The sequence below is a fragment of the Jeotgalicoccus nanhaiensis genome (assembly GCF_015235105.1).
GTDB classification, from domain to species: Bacteria; Bacillota; Bacilli; order Staphylococcales; family Salinicoccaceae; genus Jeotgalicoccus; species Jeotgalicoccus nanhaiensis.
In genome coordinates, this window is record NZ_JADGLW010000008.1 from 1 (window position 1) to 17,379 (window position 17,379).

Below are 17,379 nucleotides of genomic sequence, written 5' to 3' on the forward strand. Positions count from 1 at the left end.
TGTCTAGCCATGATAGCCCTCCGTACAGATAGTTTATTTAAGTATAAACAAGATAATCTTTAGGGCATAGAAAAACCCGAATAAGAGACGCTTTTTATAAGCTGTCTATTATTCGGGTTACAGTTCATTATGACAATCTGCTTCCTTTTTAAATCAGTTCTGTTCTATATTTTTATCGATGTGACTTTTGTTTCCGTATAAGGTTCCAGTCCTTCTGGCGCACCTTCACGGCCGACGCCGCTTTCTTTTAAGCCGCCGAATGGAATGTTCGCAGCACTTGGTGCACCATTATTCCAGCCGAGCACCCCGAAGTCGAGTTCTTCTGTCAGTCTGATTCCCGTCGTATAATTTTCAGTAAAGTAATATGCTGCAAGACCGTATTCTGTTCCGTTTGCTTTATTAATCGCTTCATCGAGATTAGAAAAGCTCTGAATTGGCGCCAGCGGTCCGAATGTTTCTTCGCTCATACAGATCATATCGTCGGTTACATCCGTAATAACAGTCGGTTCTACAAAGTAGCCGCCTGATTTATCTCCTTTGCCGCCGGTTGTAACTTTACCGCCTTTTTCAATGGCATCTTCAATGTGTTTCATCACTTTATCATAACCGTCTTCATCGATTAACGGTCCGATTTTAACACCTTCATCCATACCGTTGCCGACTTTCAGCTCTTTTACTTTCGCAGTAAATTTTTCTGTGAATTCATCCAGCACATCTTCGTGCACGTAAAATCTGTTGGCACATACGCAAGTTTGTCCCGAGTTTCTGAACTTCGATGCGATTGCGCCTTCAACTGCCTTATCGATATCAGCATCCTTGTTAACAATCAGCGGTGCATGTCCGCCGAGTTCCATCGTCACATTTTTAACCGTCACTGTGGCATCGCTCATCAGCTGCTTGCCGACTTCGGTCGAGCCGGTAAATGTCAGTTTCATAATTTTATCAGACTGGGTAAATATTTCACCTGCATCGCGGCCGGAGGCATTAACATATTGAATGACGCCTTCATCGAAGCCCGCCTCTACTGCAAGGTCGATAAATTTCACCGCTGACATCGGAGTTGCGCTTGCCGGCTTAACGATAAATGTATTGCCTGCTGCAACAGCCGGTGCTGCTTTACGTGCCATCATTGCTACCGGGAAGTTCCAAGGCGTAATCGCTGCGACTACCCCTATCGGATGCCTCGTTACAACAATTCTCGTGTCATCATTATTCGCCGGTACTGTCCGGCCGTATATTCTTTTCGCTTCTTCAGCATAGTATTTAATATAACTGTTGGCATAGTCGACTTCACCGAGTGCTTCAGCAAGCGGCTTGCCGCCTTCCAGCGTGACGAGTTCTGCGATTTCCTGTCTGTTCTCATCGATTTTTTCCGACCATTTGAAAAGTAAATCCGAACGGTCCCCGGCATTCATTTTTCTAAAGTTTTGAAATTTTTCATGTGCAGTATTAATTTTCTTCTCAATTTCGTCTTTGCTGTCTTTTTTTACGCGTCCCGCTTCTTTTTGAGTTGCAGGATTGATTACGATAATTTCTTCTGCCATTTAATTTCCCTCCAAAATATAAAAATCGTCCTATAAATAATTATAGGACGATTAGTTTCAATTTACAAAGTTACAGACTTTGATCGAGTAAGGCATTCGCAATCTCATCCAGATCTTTAACTGTGTACTGGAATCTGCCGTGGAATACATACTTCAGGAAGAATGCTTCCAAGTCTTCCTGACCGACGATTACTCTGATCGATGGATCTTCCGAATAGTTGGTAATTGAATAATTGCCGTTATCTTTCGGATTGAAGTAAATAATCGGAACGATGTCGTATTGTAATTTAAATTTGTTTTTAAGTTTTTCAGCAGTTACTTTCGTTTCATCGATAATGCCGTTGTAGTGGTTAACCGATACATTCGACGCATCTGCCTTTTCAAAAATTAAAGTCTGTTCTTTTTGCTTATCGAGTTCCAGTAAATCGAAGAATGATTCAATATACGGTACTTCTTCAAACTGGCTTTCATTCACACCGTGTAAAATATGACCGCTCCAGTATTTAGAATCTATCAGATAAATACCCGTGCGTGTTAAAACTAAATGATCGATTTTACGTGTATTTGTGTAATTTCTTGATGGTAAATAAATGTTCGACAGAATAATCATATCCGTCTCACGGATTTTTTCATCTTTAACAAGTTTGTCTTTTAACTGAATTAAAGAAAGGTCTGTCAAATACTCGCCTTTATCTACAGTAAACTGATGCAGGCTCGAAAGTTTGTTATCGAGAAGTGTCGTATCATTATGATATTTTTCATTTAAAGCGGACATTTCTTTCTTGTGCTCTAAACGTTCTTCCTCATGTTCACTTTCGTATTTCTCAACGAGTGAATCTTTTTCTTTCGAATAAGTTTGTTCCACAGTTTTCACTTCATTGCGGTGTTTAAAGTAATATACTAAAAACCAGATTGCAATGATGAGAAGCACTGCTGCGACCGCGATAAATATCGGATCTGTAAAAATATCAGTATTCATATTATTCCTCTCTTTCGCAACTGCTTAAATTAGCTATTTCTAAGAAGATCTTTCAGTGCATCGACCTTATCCAGTCTCTCCCAAGGCAAGTCGATGTCCGTACGACCAAAATGTCCATAACTCGCAGTCTGTTTATAAATTGGTCTTCTCAAGTTTAGCATATCTATAATACCATCTGGTGATAAATTAAACAGTTCTCTGATGACTTTTGTAATTTTTTCTTCGTCGTATTTTCCTGTATTAAAAGTATCGACCGCAATAGATACCGGCTGGGATACGCCGATGGCATAAGCCAGCTGAATTTCACATTTTTCCGCCGCACCGCTCGCTACGATATTTTTTGCAATATAACGTGCTGCATAAGCTGCGGAACGGTCAACTTTTGTCGGGTCTTTGCCGCTGAAGGCGCCGCCGCCGTGACGAGCGTAGCCTCCGTAAGTATCGACGATAATTTTACGTCCTGTCAGACCCGCATCCCCTTGCGGTCCGCCAATTACAAATCTGCCTGTCGGGTTGATGAAATATTTAGTTTCTTCATCTATGAGATTTTCAGGAACTACTTCCTGAATCACGTATTCTAATAAATCATCGTAGATTTGTGTCGCCGGAATATTTTCATGATGCTGGGTAGAGATAACAATCGTATCGACTCTTGACGGTTTGCCGTTTTCATCGTATTCAACCGTTACCTGTGATTTGCCGTCCGGACGCAGATAGGAAATTGTATTATCTTTACGCACTTCTGTTAAACGGCGTGAAATTTTGTGCGCTAATGAAATCGGCAGCGGCATAAACTCTTTCGTTTCGTTCGTCGCGTAACCGAACATTAAGCCCTGGTCGCCTGCACCTGTTGAAACTCCTTGTGATTCGCGGGTTTCAAAAGCGTTGTTTACACCGACAGCGATGTCCTCTGACTGCTCATCAATTCCCGTTAAGACAGACATTGTTTTATAATCATAACCGTACTTCGCATCGACATAGCCGATTTCCTTAACGGTTTCTCTCACTGTTCTTGGAATATCGACGTAAGTTTCTGTGCTGATTTCCCCGACAATCATCGCAAGACCTGTGTTGACTACTGTTTCACAGGCAACACGCGCATACGGGTCGCCTTCTAAGATTGCATCGAGAATCGCATCTGAAATCTGGTCTGCAATTTTATCCGGGTGACCTTCTGTGACTGACTCTGAAGTAAATAATTTACGTTCTGACATTTATAAAATCTCCTCTTAAAGCTCATTTAGCCATCTCTTCAAAGCAAAAAATAAAGCCTTTTTCTCCATAATAAACAGAGAAAAAGGCTCGCCCTTTTCTCTTATCGGTCAGAATTACTCTGCATTCTTTAGCACCTTTCTTGAAAAGGAGGTTGCTCTGGCTTCACAGGGTTTGAATCCCTCCACCACCTCTTGATAAGAGATAACTTATTATTCATCTTACATTATTGGAATGGGCAAATCAAGATTAACAAGTTTTATTTTCAGCAGCTTTTTAGATAATTAAATTATAAAACCCAAAAGCAAGCTGTGAAAAATCCTTAATTTTATAAACATATACTTATAACTTTTATAATGATATATAAATTTATCTTATGAACGAGCATTGCAAAAAACAATTCAATATTCAAAAACCTTATCCTGTTATTGTGTAAACATAAAAACGAATGTGTTATACTAATTTCTAAATACTTCGTTAATGAAAATACTTGGAGGCGAATCATGGTTAACCATAAAAGTTTAATCGAAGGTCTTGTTAATAAACCTTCTACTCACAAACAATTATCAAACGCTGAACTTGTCGAAGCATCTTTACGACGCAAAGAGGCAGTACTTACAAATACAGGAGCACTTCGCGCGCAGACTGGAGAATACACAGGCCGCAGCCCGAAAGACCGTTTTATCGTCAGAGACAGCGTATCCGACAGCAAGATTGACTGGGGCGAGGTCAACCAGCCTATTTCACAGGAAATTTTCGATAACTTATTCGATAAAGTTACTACATATTTAAATGACAAAGAAGAATTATTTGTCTTTAACGGCTATGCAGGCGCAGACCCGCATACACAACTGAAACTTCAGGTTGTCAATGAGTTCAGCTGGCACAACATGTTTGCGAAAACAATGTTTATCCGTCCTGAAACAAAAGAAGAAGCACTTGCAATCGATCCTGAATTTACGATTGTATCTGCACCTACTTTTAAAGCAGACCCTGAAGTCGATGGTACGGGTTCTGAAGTATTCGTCCTTGTATCATTAGAAAAGAAAATCATTCTTATCGGCGGTACTGAATACGGCGGAGAAATGAAGAAATCAATCTTCTCAATTATGAACTACCTGCTTCCTGAAGAAGGCGTGCTCAGCATGCACTGCAGTGCCAACGTCGGCGAAAACAAAGATGTTGCATTATTCTTCGGTTTATCAGGTACAGGTAAAACGACGCTTTCTGCAGACCCGGAACGCGATCTTATCGGTGACGATGAGCACGGCTGGAATGACGATGGTGTATTTAACATCGAAGGCGGCTGTTACGCTAAAACTATTAATTTATCAAAAGAAAAAGAACCTGAAATCTTTGAAGCGATTAAATTTGGTTCGGTACTTGAGAACGTAGTTATCGATGAAGACGGCAATCCTGATTACGATGACGGTTCACTGACTGAGAATACACGTGCAGCTTATCCGATTGACCATATCGATAATGCGCGCATTCCTTCAGTTGCAGGACATCCAAAAACAATCATCTTCTTAACAGCAGATGCATTTGGAGTACTTCCTCCAATCGCCAAGTTAAACAAAGATCAGGCAATGTACCATTTCTTAAGCGGATTTACATCTAAACTTGCAGGAACTGAACGCGGCGTTACTACACCGCAGCCGGTATTCTCAACATGCTTCGGTTCACCATTCCTGCCGCTGCATGCGACAGTATATGCGAACATGCTCGGAGATTTAATCGACAAGCATGAAGTTAACGTTTATCTTGTAAACACAGGCTGGACAGGCGGCGAATACGGCGTCGGCAAGCGTATGAACCTTGCACACACCCGTTCAATGGTACGCCGTGCTATCAGCGGTGAACTCGAATTAGGTGAATTCGTTGAAGATGAAATGTTCGGCTTATCAATTCCAACAGCAGTGACTGGTGTGCCGGAAGAAATTCTTGCACCAATCAACACTTGGGAATCCAAAGATGCATACAATGAAAAAGCACAAGGACTTAAAGATAAGTTCATAGAAAACTTTAAAAAATTCGGTGAAGAATCAGCTGCGATTGCTGAAAAAGGCGGATTTTAAATATATTTGATTGCAGAATCCCGGGATATTGATTATCCTGGGATTTTTTGTTGGGAATCGGCAGGCTCGCTGCATATTTTCTACAGGGACACTTACTATGAACTTTGTTGATTTGACAAGGTACTTGTAGCACGTTCTATGTACTTTGTCGATTTCACAACGTACTTGCAGCATCTTCCATGTACTTTGTCGATTTCATAACGTACTTGCAGCATCTTCCATGTACGTTGTCAATTTCACAACGTACTTACAGCATCTTCTATGAACTTTGTCAATTTCACAACGTACACACAGCCTCTCAAAATGACGAAAGCCCGGAACAATTTCACTGTTCCGGGCTCTCTTATTTAAACAGCCGCTACTGACAGCCGTTTTCTCTGACTTCATTATATAAATAAACGATACAATCGTCTTTCAAAAGCAAACTTTTATCTTCTTCAGGAATATCGTCTATATGGTCCACCAGCATTGGACCGTTTGTTTCATGATAGTGTTTCAGCTGATCCAGCCGTTCAATATTACAGCAAAATGCTGCTTTACTGAATGTCTCATCGCCATCGTGAACGGTATATGTACCTACAAAATGCATGTCGCCCACGAGACCGCCCGTTTCTTCATAGAGTTCGCGCTGAGCACCTTCGACAAGTGCTTCTCCATTTTCCACTTTTCCTCCGGGGAATTCCAGTCCCCTCTCTCTATGGTTTGTCAGTAAAAACTGGCCGTTAAATTTAGGGATTATAAGTACATGTTTCGTATTTTCAACGTAACTGTTTTCCAATGTAACACGTCTGCCTTTAAAATCAGTAAATGTTTTCATATAGAATCCTCCCAGTTGCACTCTTGCATATATCAGCTTACAATAGTTGTATTAATTTTAAAAGGTGATGCTGTAATGAAAAAAGTATTAATCGGCTCCGTTCATTTTTACCAGAAATATATTTCTCCAATGTCGCCACCGACCTGCCGTTTTTACCCGACCTGTTCAAATTATGCTTTGGAAGCACTCGCTGAACACGGCGCAATGAAGGGCAGTTTCATGGCTGCTAAGCGCATTTCAAAATGCCATCCGTTTCATGAAGGCGGCTTTGATCCAGTGCCTGTAAACGAAAAGAAAAAACATCAGTAATTATCTCTTTAATGCTCCATACCTGTATTTAACGGCCGAGAAACATTTTTTGATTCTGACTGCGTGAAATCTTCCCGGTCGATGTCATAATAATTTTATCGACATAGTGAATTTCCTTTGGCAGCTTGTATTTTGCCAAATGCTTACTTAAGTGATTGAGCAGCAATGCCTCGTCCACTTCTTCTTCCAGCAGCAGCACCGGCACACTGCCCCACTCTTCATCGTCTTTTTTAATGACAACACAGCGATCGACGCCGCTGAGCGAGTATACCGCATCCTCTATTTCTTTCGGATAAATGTTCTCGCCGCCGCTGATAATCAAATCAGTCCGTCTGTCTAAAATATACAGATAACCCTCGCTGTCAATTTCCGCGAGATCTCCTGTATTAAAGTATCCGTCTTCTTTCTTCATATCTGCATTTAAATAACCGTTCGCAACACTGTCTCCTTTAATCAGCAGTTCTCCTGTATTTTCGTCGACTTTAATATCATAATCCTGAATATTCCCGACGGTCCCGCTTAAAATCTTTTCATCTTTATAAGAAATTTGAACAATTTGGGAGCATGTTTCAGTCATGCCGAATGAGTTATACACCGGCAGATTTTTGTTCATTGCTTTTTCCAGCAGCGACGGTGTTGTACTCGCGCCGCCGAGCAGCAGTCCTTCGAGATGATGTGTGCCTTCTATTTTCATCAGGCGCTTCAGCATAACAGGCACCATACTCGTATGAGTCACTTTATCCCGGCTTAAAATATTCCATACGCGCGCCTCATCGAACTTATTTTCGACGATTAACGTACAGCCTGTCATTACAGTTCTGAACAGGATTGACAGTCCTGAAATATGAAAAATCGGGTTAACCATCAGCCAGGTGCTGTCACTGTCATAATTAAAATGCTGCCGGCAATTTAAGTGAGATGCTTCATGATTTTTATATGTTTGCGGCACTGCTTTAGCGCGCCCCGTTGTTCCAGACGTAAACATAATCGATAAAATATCATCCGGCTGAGGATTGTTGACGATAAAAGTCTGCGTTTCAAGCTGAAACAAATCATCGTACTGAATTACTTCCACTCCGGGAATCTCAGCCGGCAAGGTCGCAATGACCGTTGTGACTGACACATCCTCCAGCTGGTTCTTAAGTTCACCCGGAGTTAACCGCGTGTTCAGCATTACCATTTCCACACCGAGCATCATCAGACCGTGAATCAGTTTGACAGAGTCCAATGAATTATCGATATACAAACCGACTCGTTTTAATTTAAGGGCTTGCAGATGTGTACCGAGTGAATGTGCATGCATATACAGCATCTGATACGTCAGAGATTCATCTTTGTATTTCACAGCAAGGTTGTCAGGATAAGTAAAACTTGCTGTTTCCAGCCATTTGTATGACATTAACTTCACCTCAAAAACACCCATCATAGACGGGTGTTATATTTTAAAATATGCAATTTACGGGAATTTAGGGAATTGATCGAAGTTCGGTTCACGTTTTTCTTTAAACGCGTCACGGCCTTCTTTCGCTTCATCTGTAGTGTAATAAAGCAGTGTTGCATCTCCTGCAAGCTGCTGTAACCCGGCTAAGCCGTCTGTATCAGCATTCATCGAAGCTTTTAGGAAACGGAGTGCAGTCGGTGAGTGTTTCATAATATCTTCACACCACTCGACAGTTTCGTCTTCCAGACGCTCTAAAGGTACAACTGTGTTGACTAAGCCCATGTCCAGTGCTTCCTGTGCGTCGTACTGGCGGCATAAGTACCAGATTTCACGCGCTTTTTTGTGGCCGACGATACGCGCTAAGTAACCTGAACCGTAACCGGCATCAAATGAACCGACCCTAGGACCAGTCTGGCCGAAACGTGCGTTTTCAGCAGCAATTGTTAAATCACATACAACGTGCAGCACGTGGCCGCCGCCGATTGCATAACCTGCAACCATAGCGATAACAGGTTTAGGAATAACACGGATTAAACGCTGTAAATCAAGAACGTTCAAACGTGGTACTTCATCTGTCCCTACGTAGCCGCCGTGTCCGCGTTTTTTCTGGTCTCCGCCTGAACAGAAGGCAAGGTCGCCTTCACCAGTTAAAATTATTACCGAAACACGCTGATCGTCCCGTGCGCGCGTGAATGCATCGATCATCTCTGCAACAGTATCCGGCGTGAATGCATTGCGCACTTCCGGACGGTTGATCGTTACTTTAGCAATACCATTATAAAATTCATATTTAATTTCACTGTATTCTTTAACTGTTTCCCAAACTCTTGTCATGAGTTATCCTCCTCTAGGTACTCTCGTACTAACCTTATGTACGTTTTGTAATTTTCAAGATGAATATTGTGACCGCAATGTTCAACTATATTCAGTTTAGCACTTTTCAAACGTTCTGACATCGTTTCAGCTGTTGCCACAAATTTCTTGTCCTCACTGCCTGCCAGTAAATAAAAACTGCTCTCAAGCCCGCTTAAATTATCCCAGTACGAGGGCTGTACACCCGTGCCGTATTTTAACAGGCTGTCTGCAGCTTCCGCCGGTGTCTGCTGCAGTCGCTCTTCGTGCTGGGCCTTCAGCACTGACCGGGCTGCATTACGCTGACTCAAAAACAGCGGCATATCCTGCCAGAACTGAAGAAATTCATTATAATCGCTAATTATAAAACTGCTGCGCTCACGGTCAATTCGAAGCCGTTCCGCGCGCTTTTCTTCATCAGCGATACCGGGCGAGGCGCTTTCCAATATGCATTTATCAATTCTTTTTGGAAAGTGAGCTGCTAAGGCCAGAGAGACCCGGCCACCCATCGAGTAGCCGAGCACATCGAAAGTGTTAATACCTTCTCTGTCTGCAATATTTACAAGCCCTCCTGTAACATCTTCCATACGGTAATCATGCGGCGTACTTAAGGTACTGCCAAAACCGGGTAAATCTGCAAGAATTACATTGCGTAGGCTGCTTAAATCTTCTGCGATTCTTCTCATGCTTTCTTTAGACGATAAAAACCCGTGCAGCAGCATAATCGTTTTGTCCTGCTTGTTATCGAGCAGCTCATAATTAAAATTCAGCATTGTCCACCAGCTCTTTAAGCCGGGCTTTCAGCTCGTTATGACTTTCGAGATTATGTTCTCTGTCTGTTTTAATCTCTATCATCTGACGCCCGGTTTTATTCAGCATTTCTTTTGTTAATTCATTCGAATTTTCAATATGAACATATTCGTAATCATAAAGCTTCGCGGCATGCTCAAAATTGAGATCAAGCGGTGTGCCGAACAATCTTTCGAAGTGCGGTTTATGTGCATACTGCGGCAGATAGCTGAAAATATTGCCGCCGTTATTGTTAAAGACGATAATCGTAAAGTCGATATTTTCAAGTTTTGCAAGCAGCAGACTGTTAATATCATGATTCATCGATACGTCTCCAATCAGCATAGTAACCGGCTCTTTGGTGCCGAGGCCGAGTGCACTTGAAATCACACCGTCAATACCGTTGGCACCGCGGTTCGCGAATACATCATGGACAACACGTGTATCGTAACGCTCAAAGTCTCTGATCGGCATACTGCTGGATAGGAAAAATGTGCGGGACGCATCGGTCTCTCTGATAATGTCGTAGACATATCTGCCTTCATCGTCAAAGCCGGAAATATGCTCATCTATATACTTATGAAGTACTTTTGATAAGTCTGTGAAGCGCTTTTTAACATCGCTCATAAAATTATCAGCAATCAGTCTTGGGAAAATTTCATTGATTGTGCCGACATATGTTTCATCCGGTGTGACCGGGAAGGGTTTGATGTCCTGAAATTCACTGATTAAATATTGCGGCACAGCCGTTTGTTTTAAGAATGCATTGGTCTGTTTTGAAGTTACAGGCTCACCAATACGGATAATAAAATCAATATTGTCTTCGATATACTGGCGATGGTTTTCGCTGAAATTTGAAAACATCATATCGTGATTAACAATGGCATCTTTAACAAATGTTCGCAGATTCTGCCGCGGATCGCAGACAGCAATAAGATTGCCCTGTTCCAAAACAGATACAAGCGGTGTTAAATCTTCTGCTGTTTCACCGATAAAAACAAGACCTGTGCCTTTTAGTTTTTCAATATCCCCCGGCACTGTTATTGCCGGTGTCATTGATTTCTGTACCCGCTTAAATAAGTCCAGACGGCGAACATTCGGCATAATCGGTTCGCGGACCGGAATATTAAAATGCACTGGCCCCATATTAATGCCGTTGAAATACTGGCTGGCCTGCAGCACTTTATCGTTAATTAATGATTCTGCACTGTCATGACTGTCAGCAATCGGCAGTTCCGTCTGATAGCGTACGAAATTGCTGTACATATTATGCTGCTCAATCGCCTGCGGCGCACCGACATTTTTAAGCTCGTGCGGACGGTCCGAGGTTAGCACTATGAGCGGCAGATGACTGAGTCCTGCTTCGCTGACAGCGGGTGTATAATTCGCTGCTGCTGTGCCGGATGTACATAATATACCGACCGGCTGACGTCTTTTTTTAGTCAGCCCGACGGCGAAATACCCTGCACCCCGTTCGTCGGGATGAATGTACGTTTTAATCCCTTCATGCAGCTCCGCCGCGATAGCAAGCGGCGTTGAGCGTGAACCCGGGCTGATAACCAGTTCATTCATACCGTATTCGTACAGTGCATCTATAATACTAAATGTTTGTGTCGTTAGTGCTTCCGTATAGCTCATTAGTAGTCGCCTCCAAGACGTTCAGCATCGGTGTGAATTTAACTTCTGTTTCCAAAAATTCAGCTTCCGGATCCGAGCCTTTCACAATGCCGCAGCCAGCAAAAAGTGTCGCGCTGCGTGCAGAAATCAGCATGGAACGGAGACCGACGGCAAACTCACATTCTTTGTCTTCATGAATAATGCCAAGCGGCGCTGCGTACAGTCCTCTTGTGCCGTATTCATGATCTTTAATATAATCTTTCGCCAGCTTTTTCGGCAGGCCGCCTACTGCCGGAGTCGGGTGAATTCGTTTTAATATTTTAAACTCATCCGCATCCTTCTTCAGCATAGCCTGAATCGGCGTGAACAAATGATATATATATTTATTTTCGAGCAGCAGCGGATTTTTTTTGTAGTTCAGCCCTTCTGAAAACGGCACGATATCGCTGACGATTGATTCTCTGACAACGCGGTGTTCAAAAAGATTTTTTTCATCGTTCAGTAAAAAGTCTTTCTGCAAATCATTCTCCCGGCTGTCTTCGACGCGCTGAATTGAACCGGCAATCGCATTCGTAACCAGTTCCTCTCCTCGGATTGAAAATAATTTTTCAGGTGTTTTCGAAACGAAAGTCGATTTGCCTTTTTCATAATAAATCGTGTACGTATCCGCTTCGTCTTTTAATCGTCTGATTAAATAAAGCCGTTTTGCTCTCGATTCAAAAGTAATGAGTTTCTGACGGGCAAGCACTACTTTTTTAAACTCGTCGTTTAAATTATTTACTGCTTCTTCGACGAGCATTTTCCATTCATTTGGGAAAATATCGCGTTTGCTTTTAACAACCGGTTTTTCTTTCTCGGTTATTACAGTATTTTCTATCGCCGACAGCACTCCGTCAACTTCATCGAGCACATCATCCATATTTAATTCTGTTTTTTCGCGGGTTAAAAACACTTCGTGATTGTTCAGATCAAATTGCCATTCCGGCAAATGAAATTCAATCATTTTAAAGTCATTCCACTCGTCAGTCGTATCCTTATCATCGAATAATGTTCCGCCGAACAGGCTCAATTTCGATTTCAGATTATCACCGAGCTTCTCCTGCTGCAGTTTAGCAAACAGTGTTTTCTTACTGTCCGCTGCCGATTCCGGCTGAAACTTATCACGCCACATACTTTCGATGTAATTGATTCCGACAACATTATATGTGTTATCTTTTGACTTGAACCAATAGCGTGAACCCTTCGATTCATCAAAGTATGTAAATATTTTTTCTTCGTCAATATTATACTCATCCATAGGAATATGCAGTGTAAGATATTGCCTGTCGGAATCCAGACTGATACTCTCTATAAATATTCGAGACGATTGTAATTTCATGAGTCACACTACTTTCATCATAATTAGCTTTATTTTATCATTTTTTACCTACCGTGTGTATGGACAACACTTAAATATGATAAAATTATAGCCATCATGTTTTAAAGGAGAAAGTCATGCAGGAAGCACAAGTACATACAGGATTTAAAAAATATTTAATGCTGACGCGTCCACACACACTGACAGCGAGTTTTGTACCTGTTTTTGTCGGGACGGCAAGCGTATTGTTATTTGCTGACATCCGCTGGGGAATGTTTTTCCTTATGCTGATCGCTACAGTATTAATACAGTCGGCTACCAATATGTTTAACGAATATTACGATTTTAAACGCGGTCTGGATTCACATGAATCCGTCGGTATCGCAGGTGCTATTGTAAGAAATGGCATGAGCCCCCGCCTCGTTCTGACAATCGCTCTTATATTTTACGGCATCGCCGCTGTAATCGGCATTATTATTACGATAAATTCATCGTGGTGGATACTTATCGTTGGTGCTGTATCAATGGCAGTCGGTTATCTTTACACAGGCGGTCCCGTGCCGATATCATGGACACCGTTTGGTGAAATATTTGCAGGTTTCTTTATGGGCACTGTAATTATTATGATTACATTTTTCATTCACACAGGCACACTGCATGTATTTCCTTTATTAATGTCCATACCGCCGGCAATTACGATAGGTTTACTCAATATGGCAAATAACATACGCGACCGTAAAAAAGATAAGACGAGCGGCCGTAAAACTTATGTCATTCTTGTCGGTAAACCCTTTGCGGTAATGACTGCTGCAGCCCTGCTCCTGTTCAGTTATGTATTTTTAATATACATAGCCTTCTTTACGCCGATGGGCTCGGTATTTCTGCTCATCCCGCTCTTGTCTATTCCTCTTGCGCTGAAAACAATTATGCTGATGCGTAAAGGCAATACACCGGTTGAACTGATTCCAGCCATGGCATCTATGGGCAAACTGAATACAATTATGGGACTGCTCTTAACTATCGGTTTGATTATTTACGGAATGACCGGCATATAAATTTTTCTGAAAATTGTGTTTCAGCTCTGTGAAGAATATAATATAGTTGAAACAAACAATATAGGGGGATTTATCATGCAGTTAAAACGTATATTATTCGCGGGAGGATTTGCAAGTATGCTTCTGCTTGCCGCGTGTAATGGGGACAGTACAGATGAGGCAGGCACAGCAGAAGAAACACCGGCAGAAGAAACTACAGATGAAGCGGCAGAGGAAGAATTATCATACTCCGGAGTTAATGGAGATTACACTTTCACAAACTTTACACCGGTTGAAGTACCGGCTGTTGACGCTGAAGGCAACGACACAACGGTTCAGGCTGTGGCAGTTGAGTTTGAGTTCTCAAACACTTCTGAACGCGCAGCAAGCCCGTCTGAAGCATTCAGCCTGGACCTGGCAGTCCGCCAGGTGAGCGATGAAGGGGAAGCACCGACAGAAAACTATACAATGGACCTTGAAGACGACGGTGAATTTGCAGACGGAAAAGCCGCTGCCAATGAATTAGTGGAACCGGGAGAAAGTGCAACGGCAGTCGTTGCCTACGGTCCGCTTGATCCGGAACTCGCAACACACCTGCAGGCCCGGGAAAGCCCGCTTGAAGAAACTGAATCACTAGACCATGAAATCGAGCTTGATTTAGCACCTGCTGAGAACGAAGAATAAGTCTAAAAACAGCGCCCTGACACGGCGTTGTTTTTTTGTTTAAAATGATTTGGAATTTGATGAAACAAAAAACACCTTACTTCATCGTAAGGCGTCCTTAAATACTTATCTTGTTTTTGTGAGGATAAACTTCGTACCCTCTGCTTCGTATGTCAGCTCTCCGCCTTCCATATCCATACGCACAGACATCATAATATGGCCTTTATTATTGAAGTCTCTGTATAAAATGCGGATGCGGAAGTTCATTGTCTGATCGGGCTGCATATAAAATTTCAGAATCACTACATCATTTTCTTCTTTCTCTTTAATGTAATGGTATTTTGTCGTAAAGTCATAACCTTTAATATAAACTTTCTCAATTTGAAATGGATTATCATTTTTATTTTCGACACGGAACATCATATATTTTCCGCGGTCGTCTTTTCTCCAGCCGACTTCATCTATCATCAAGAGCGGCTGTGTCGTCATGACTTCTGCACGTTTTCTTGAAAAGTAAATACCGAGACCGGCAACTGAGGCAATAAATAAAGCCAGCAGTACAACTACTTCTAACCAGACTGATAAAGGATCCATATATTTCCCAACTCTCTTAATAATTTCATTTATATAATTTTATCATTACATGTATGGTAAAAACAATTATGTTACATTGAGAGTAACTTGTTAAGGAGTCGGTATTATGATTGAAATCTTAAGCGGTATCGGTCTTGCCTTCATTCTTTTCATCATTGCGGGCATTGCTATTTTACTCGCCGTATCACGCTGAAAAAAGTTTTAATATGCTGATATAAAAAGCGTACACGACTGATGCCGTGTACGCTTTATAAAATTTTATCCTGTTTTTTCTTCAGTTATTCTATATCAAAAATATCATCTGTATGTTCGTGCAGGTCTTCAGGACCGTTAATGTGTGCTGTAATACTGTATTCTCCAGCTTCAACTTCTGCAGTTTCTGCAGTATAGATGCCCTCACCTTCACTTTCAGCATTCAGCCATGTAATTTCTTCAGTCTCAGTATCTTCTACTTCAAAACGGACACGATCCGCTTCATACGCTTCATCTTCTTTCAGAAGTTCAACGCTGATGACCGATGGATCAGCTTCATTATCCACAGTTAAATTAATATCCAGCACCTGTTCGTGATGGTGCTCTGCAGTTTCATCATGCGGTTCATGAGCCTCTTCGCCCTCGGCTTCTTCAGTACTGTTGCCGCAGGCTGCAAGCGCCAGAGTAAGGCCTGAAAGTAACAATAATTTCTTCATATAAATAATCCCCCAAAACTTAAGTATAGGTTTATTTTATCACCAGCACAGTTTTGAAATCCTACACATTTTTGAAGATTCTGAGTCTATATCTCTTCAAAATAATGAACATTTTATTACGATACACCAGCTACTTTTACTGCTGAACTAAAATAACCTCTCCAAAACTTAATCCGGAGAGGTTATTTGTTATCTTACATATTCAAATATTCCTGCTGCGCCCATACCGACACCGATACACATTGTCACCATGCCGTATTTTGAGTCAGGTCTGCGTTTCATTTCAGCAAGCAGCCTCGCAGTCAGCATGGCACCTGATGCACCCAGCGGATGACCGAGTGAAATTGCACCGCCGTTTACATTTGTTTTCTCCATATCCAGTCCCGCTTTTCTGATTGAAGCGACTGTCTGGGAAGCAAATGCTTCATTCAGCTCGACTAAATCCATATCTTTGACCGATAAACCGGCCTGTTCCAGTACTTCAGGAATGGCATATGCAGGGCCAATCCCCATAATCTTAGGATCTACGCCCACTGCTTTAAATCCGACAAAGCGGGCAATTGGAGTGACTCCGAGCTCTTTTACCTTGTCCCCTGACATCACTACAACAAAGCCTGCACCGTCTGTCAGCGGTGCTGATGTTCCTGCTGTAACAGTACCGTCTGCTTTAAATACCGTTCTGAGTTTGGCAAGTCCTTCCATGTTCGTATCCGGACGTATATGTTCATCTGTTTTAAATTCACCTTTCGTTATAACAGGCCCATTTTCGTCATACGATACTTTATTTACTTCAACCGGAATAATTTCGTCTTCGAACCTCCCAGCTTCGAGCGCAGCCTGTGCCCGCTGATGGCTCTGTACTGCATAAGCATCCTGTTCTTCTCTCGAAACTTTAAATTCTTCTGCCACCATTTCAGCAGTCAGCCCCATCGGATATGACACTCCTGAATCTTTATCCTGCAATACTGGACTATTTGTCGGCTCATTGCCGCCCATCGGTACAGCACTCATTAATTCCACACCGCCGGCAACCAGTACATCAGCCTGTTCTGCCATGATCTGATTGGCTGCGATTGCTATCGTCTGCAGACCCGATGAACAGTAACGGTTTACCGTCTGTCCGGGCACTTCATCCGGCATTCCTGCAAGCAGGGCGATTGACCGTGCAATATTCTGTCCCTGCAATCCTTCCGGGAATGAGTTTCCGACAATCACATCTTCTACCATATCCGGACTGAATTTACCGTCGACGCGTCCAAGTACACCTTTAAGAACCTGTGCTGCAATTTCATCCGGTCTATCGTGGAACATCGCGCCGCCTTTTGCTCTTCCGGCAGCCGATCGTCCGTAAGCTACTATATATGCATCCTGCATTCAACTTCATCCTCTCTCTGTACGTACATA

At 42.3% G+C, this 17,379-nt stretch carries 16 protein-coding genes and 1 riboswitch; of the genes, 4 read left to right on the forward strand and 12 right to left on the reverse strand.

The window, feature by feature from the left end; genetic code table 11:
* Positions 1–164: 164 nt before the first annotated feature.
* From IR135_RS09490 to metK, 3 genes are all read right to left on the reverse strand, one after another.
* Positions 165–1,544 (reverse strand): NAD-dependent succinate-semialdehyde dehydrogenase, encoded by a 1,380-nt coding sequence (locus tag IR135_RS09490; RefSeq protein WP_135098919.1) that lies wholly within the window; start codon positions 1,542–1,544, stop codon positions 165–167.
* A gap of 70 nt (positions 1,545–1,614) precedes the next feature.
* On the reverse strand, positions 1,615–2,523 hold the full coding sequence (locus tag IR135_RS09495) for a nuclease-related domain-containing protein (RefSeq protein WP_135098922.1): 909 nt from the start codon (positions 2,521–2,523) through the stop codon (positions 1,615–1,617).
* Positions 2,524–2,552: 29 nt separating this feature from the next.
* Positions 2,553–3,737 (reverse strand): methionine adenosyltransferase, encoded by a 1,185-nt coding sequence (gene metK, locus IR135_RS09500; protein WP_135098924.1) that lies wholly within the window; start codon positions 3,735–3,737, stop codon positions 2,553–2,555.
* 98 nt (positions 3,738–3,835) lie between these two features.
* Positions 3,836–3,939, reverse strand: a riboswitch (SAM riboswitch).
* Between the two features lie 299 nt (positions 3,940–4,238).
* Here metK and pckA point away from each other — a divergent pair.
* Positions 4,239–5,813, forward strand: a complete 1,575-nt coding sequence (pckA, locus tag IR135_RS09505; RefSeq protein ID WP_135098926.1) for a phosphoenolpyruvate carboxykinase (ATP) — start codon at positions 4,239–4,241, stop codon at positions 5,811–5,813.
* Between the two features lie 358 nt (positions 5,814–6,171).
* Here the strand turns inward: pckA and ytkD are convergent, their stop codons facing one another.
* Entirely contained in the window at positions 6,172–6,630 is a 459-nt protein-coding gene (gene ytkD / locus IR135_RS09510) for an RNA deprotection pyrophosphohydrolase (RefSeq protein WP_135098928.1), read from the reverse strand.
* 75 nt (positions 6,631–6,705) lie between these two features.
* Here ytkD and yidD point away from each other — a divergent pair, with 75 nt between their 5' ends.
* On the forward strand, positions 6,706–6,939 hold the full coding sequence (gene yidD / locus IR135_RS09515) for a membrane protein insertion efficiency factor YidD (RefSeq protein ID WP_115884046.1): 234 nt from the start codon (positions 6,706–6,708) through the stop codon (positions 6,937–6,939).
* A gap of 28 nt (positions 6,940–6,967) precedes the next feature.
* On the opposite strand, the gene menE is transcribed toward yidD, so the two are convergent.
* From menE to IR135_RS09540, 5 genes are read right to left on the reverse strand one after another with little or no spacing between them, the layout of a single operon-like run.
* Positions 6,968–8,338 (reverse strand): o-succinylbenzoate--CoA ligase, encoded by a 1,371-nt coding sequence (gene menE / locus IR135_RS09520; protein WP_135098929.1) that lies wholly within the window; start codon positions 8,336–8,338, stop codon positions 6,968–6,970.
* 57 nt (positions 8,339–8,395) lie between these two features.
* Positions 8,396–9,214 carry a 1,4-dihydroxy-2-naphthoyl-CoA synthase gene (menB, locus tag IR135_RS09525; protein ID WP_115884044.1) on the reverse strand — a complete coding sequence of 273 codons (819 nt, stop codon included), beginning with the start codon at positions 9,212–9,214 and terminating at the stop codon, positions 8,396–8,398.
* Positions 9,211–10,005: a 2-succinyl-6-hydroxy-2,4-cyclohexadiene-1-carboxylate synthase gene (menH, locus tag IR135_RS09530; protein ID WP_135098931.1), complete on the reverse strand. Its 795-nt coding sequence runs from the start codon at positions 10,003–10,005 to the stop codon at positions 9,211–9,213. The genes menB and menH overlap by 4 nt, the downstream gene beginning before the upstream one ends.
* Complete coding sequence (menD, locus tag IR135_RS09535) at positions 9,992–11,659, reverse strand: 2-succinyl-5-enolpyruvyl-6-hydroxy-3-cyclohexene-1-carboxylic-acid synthase (protein ID WP_135098933.1); 1,668 nt, start codon at positions 11,657–11,659, stop codon at positions 9,992–9,994. The genes menH and menD overlap by 14 nt, the downstream gene beginning before the upstream one ends.
* Entirely contained in the window at positions 11,622–13,016 is a 1,395-nt protein-coding gene (locus tag IR135_RS09540) for an isochorismate synthase (RefSeq protein ID WP_135098935.1), read from the reverse strand. The genes menD and IR135_RS09540 overlap by 38 nt, the downstream gene beginning before the upstream one ends.
* A gap of 116 nt (positions 13,017–13,132) precedes the next feature.
* On the opposite strand from IR135_RS09540, the gene IR135_RS09545 reads away from it, so the two are divergent.
* Together IR135_RS09545 and IR135_RS09550 are read left to right on the forward strand one after the other, a co-directional pair.
* Positions 13,133–14,050 (forward strand): 1,4-dihydroxy-2-naphthoate polyprenyltransferase, encoded by a 918-nt coding sequence (locus tag IR135_RS09545; protein WP_135098937.1) that lies wholly within the window; start codon positions 13,133–13,135, stop codon positions 14,048–14,050.
* Between the two features lie 75 nt (positions 14,051–14,125).
* On the forward strand, positions 14,126–14,713 hold the full coding sequence (locus tag IR135_RS09550) for a DUF5067 domain-containing protein (protein WP_135098939.1): 588 nt from the start codon (positions 14,126–14,128) through the stop codon (positions 14,711–14,713).
* Positions 14,714–14,818: 105 nt separating this feature from the next.
* Here IR135_RS09550 and IR135_RS09555 read toward each other — a convergent pair whose 3' ends face one another.
* From IR135_RS09555 to IR135_RS09565, 3 genes are all read right to left on the reverse strand, one after another.
* On the reverse strand, positions 14,819–15,286 hold the full coding sequence (locus tag IR135_RS09555) for a hypothetical protein (protein WP_135098941.1): 468 nt from the start codon (positions 15,284–15,286) through the stop codon (positions 14,819–14,821).
* 278 nt (positions 15,287–15,564) lie between these two features.
* Complete coding sequence (locus tag IR135_RS09560) at positions 15,565–15,975, reverse strand: hypothetical protein (protein WP_135098943.1); 411 nt, start codon at positions 15,973–15,975, stop codon at positions 15,565–15,567.
* A 189-nt stretch (positions 15,976–16,164) separates the two neighbouring features.
* Complete coding sequence (locus tag IR135_RS09565; protein WP_135098945.1) at positions 16,165–17,349, reverse strand: thiolase family protein; 1,185 nt, start codon at positions 17,347–17,349, stop codon at positions 16,165–16,167.
* Positions 17,350–17,379: the final 30 nt, after the last annotated feature.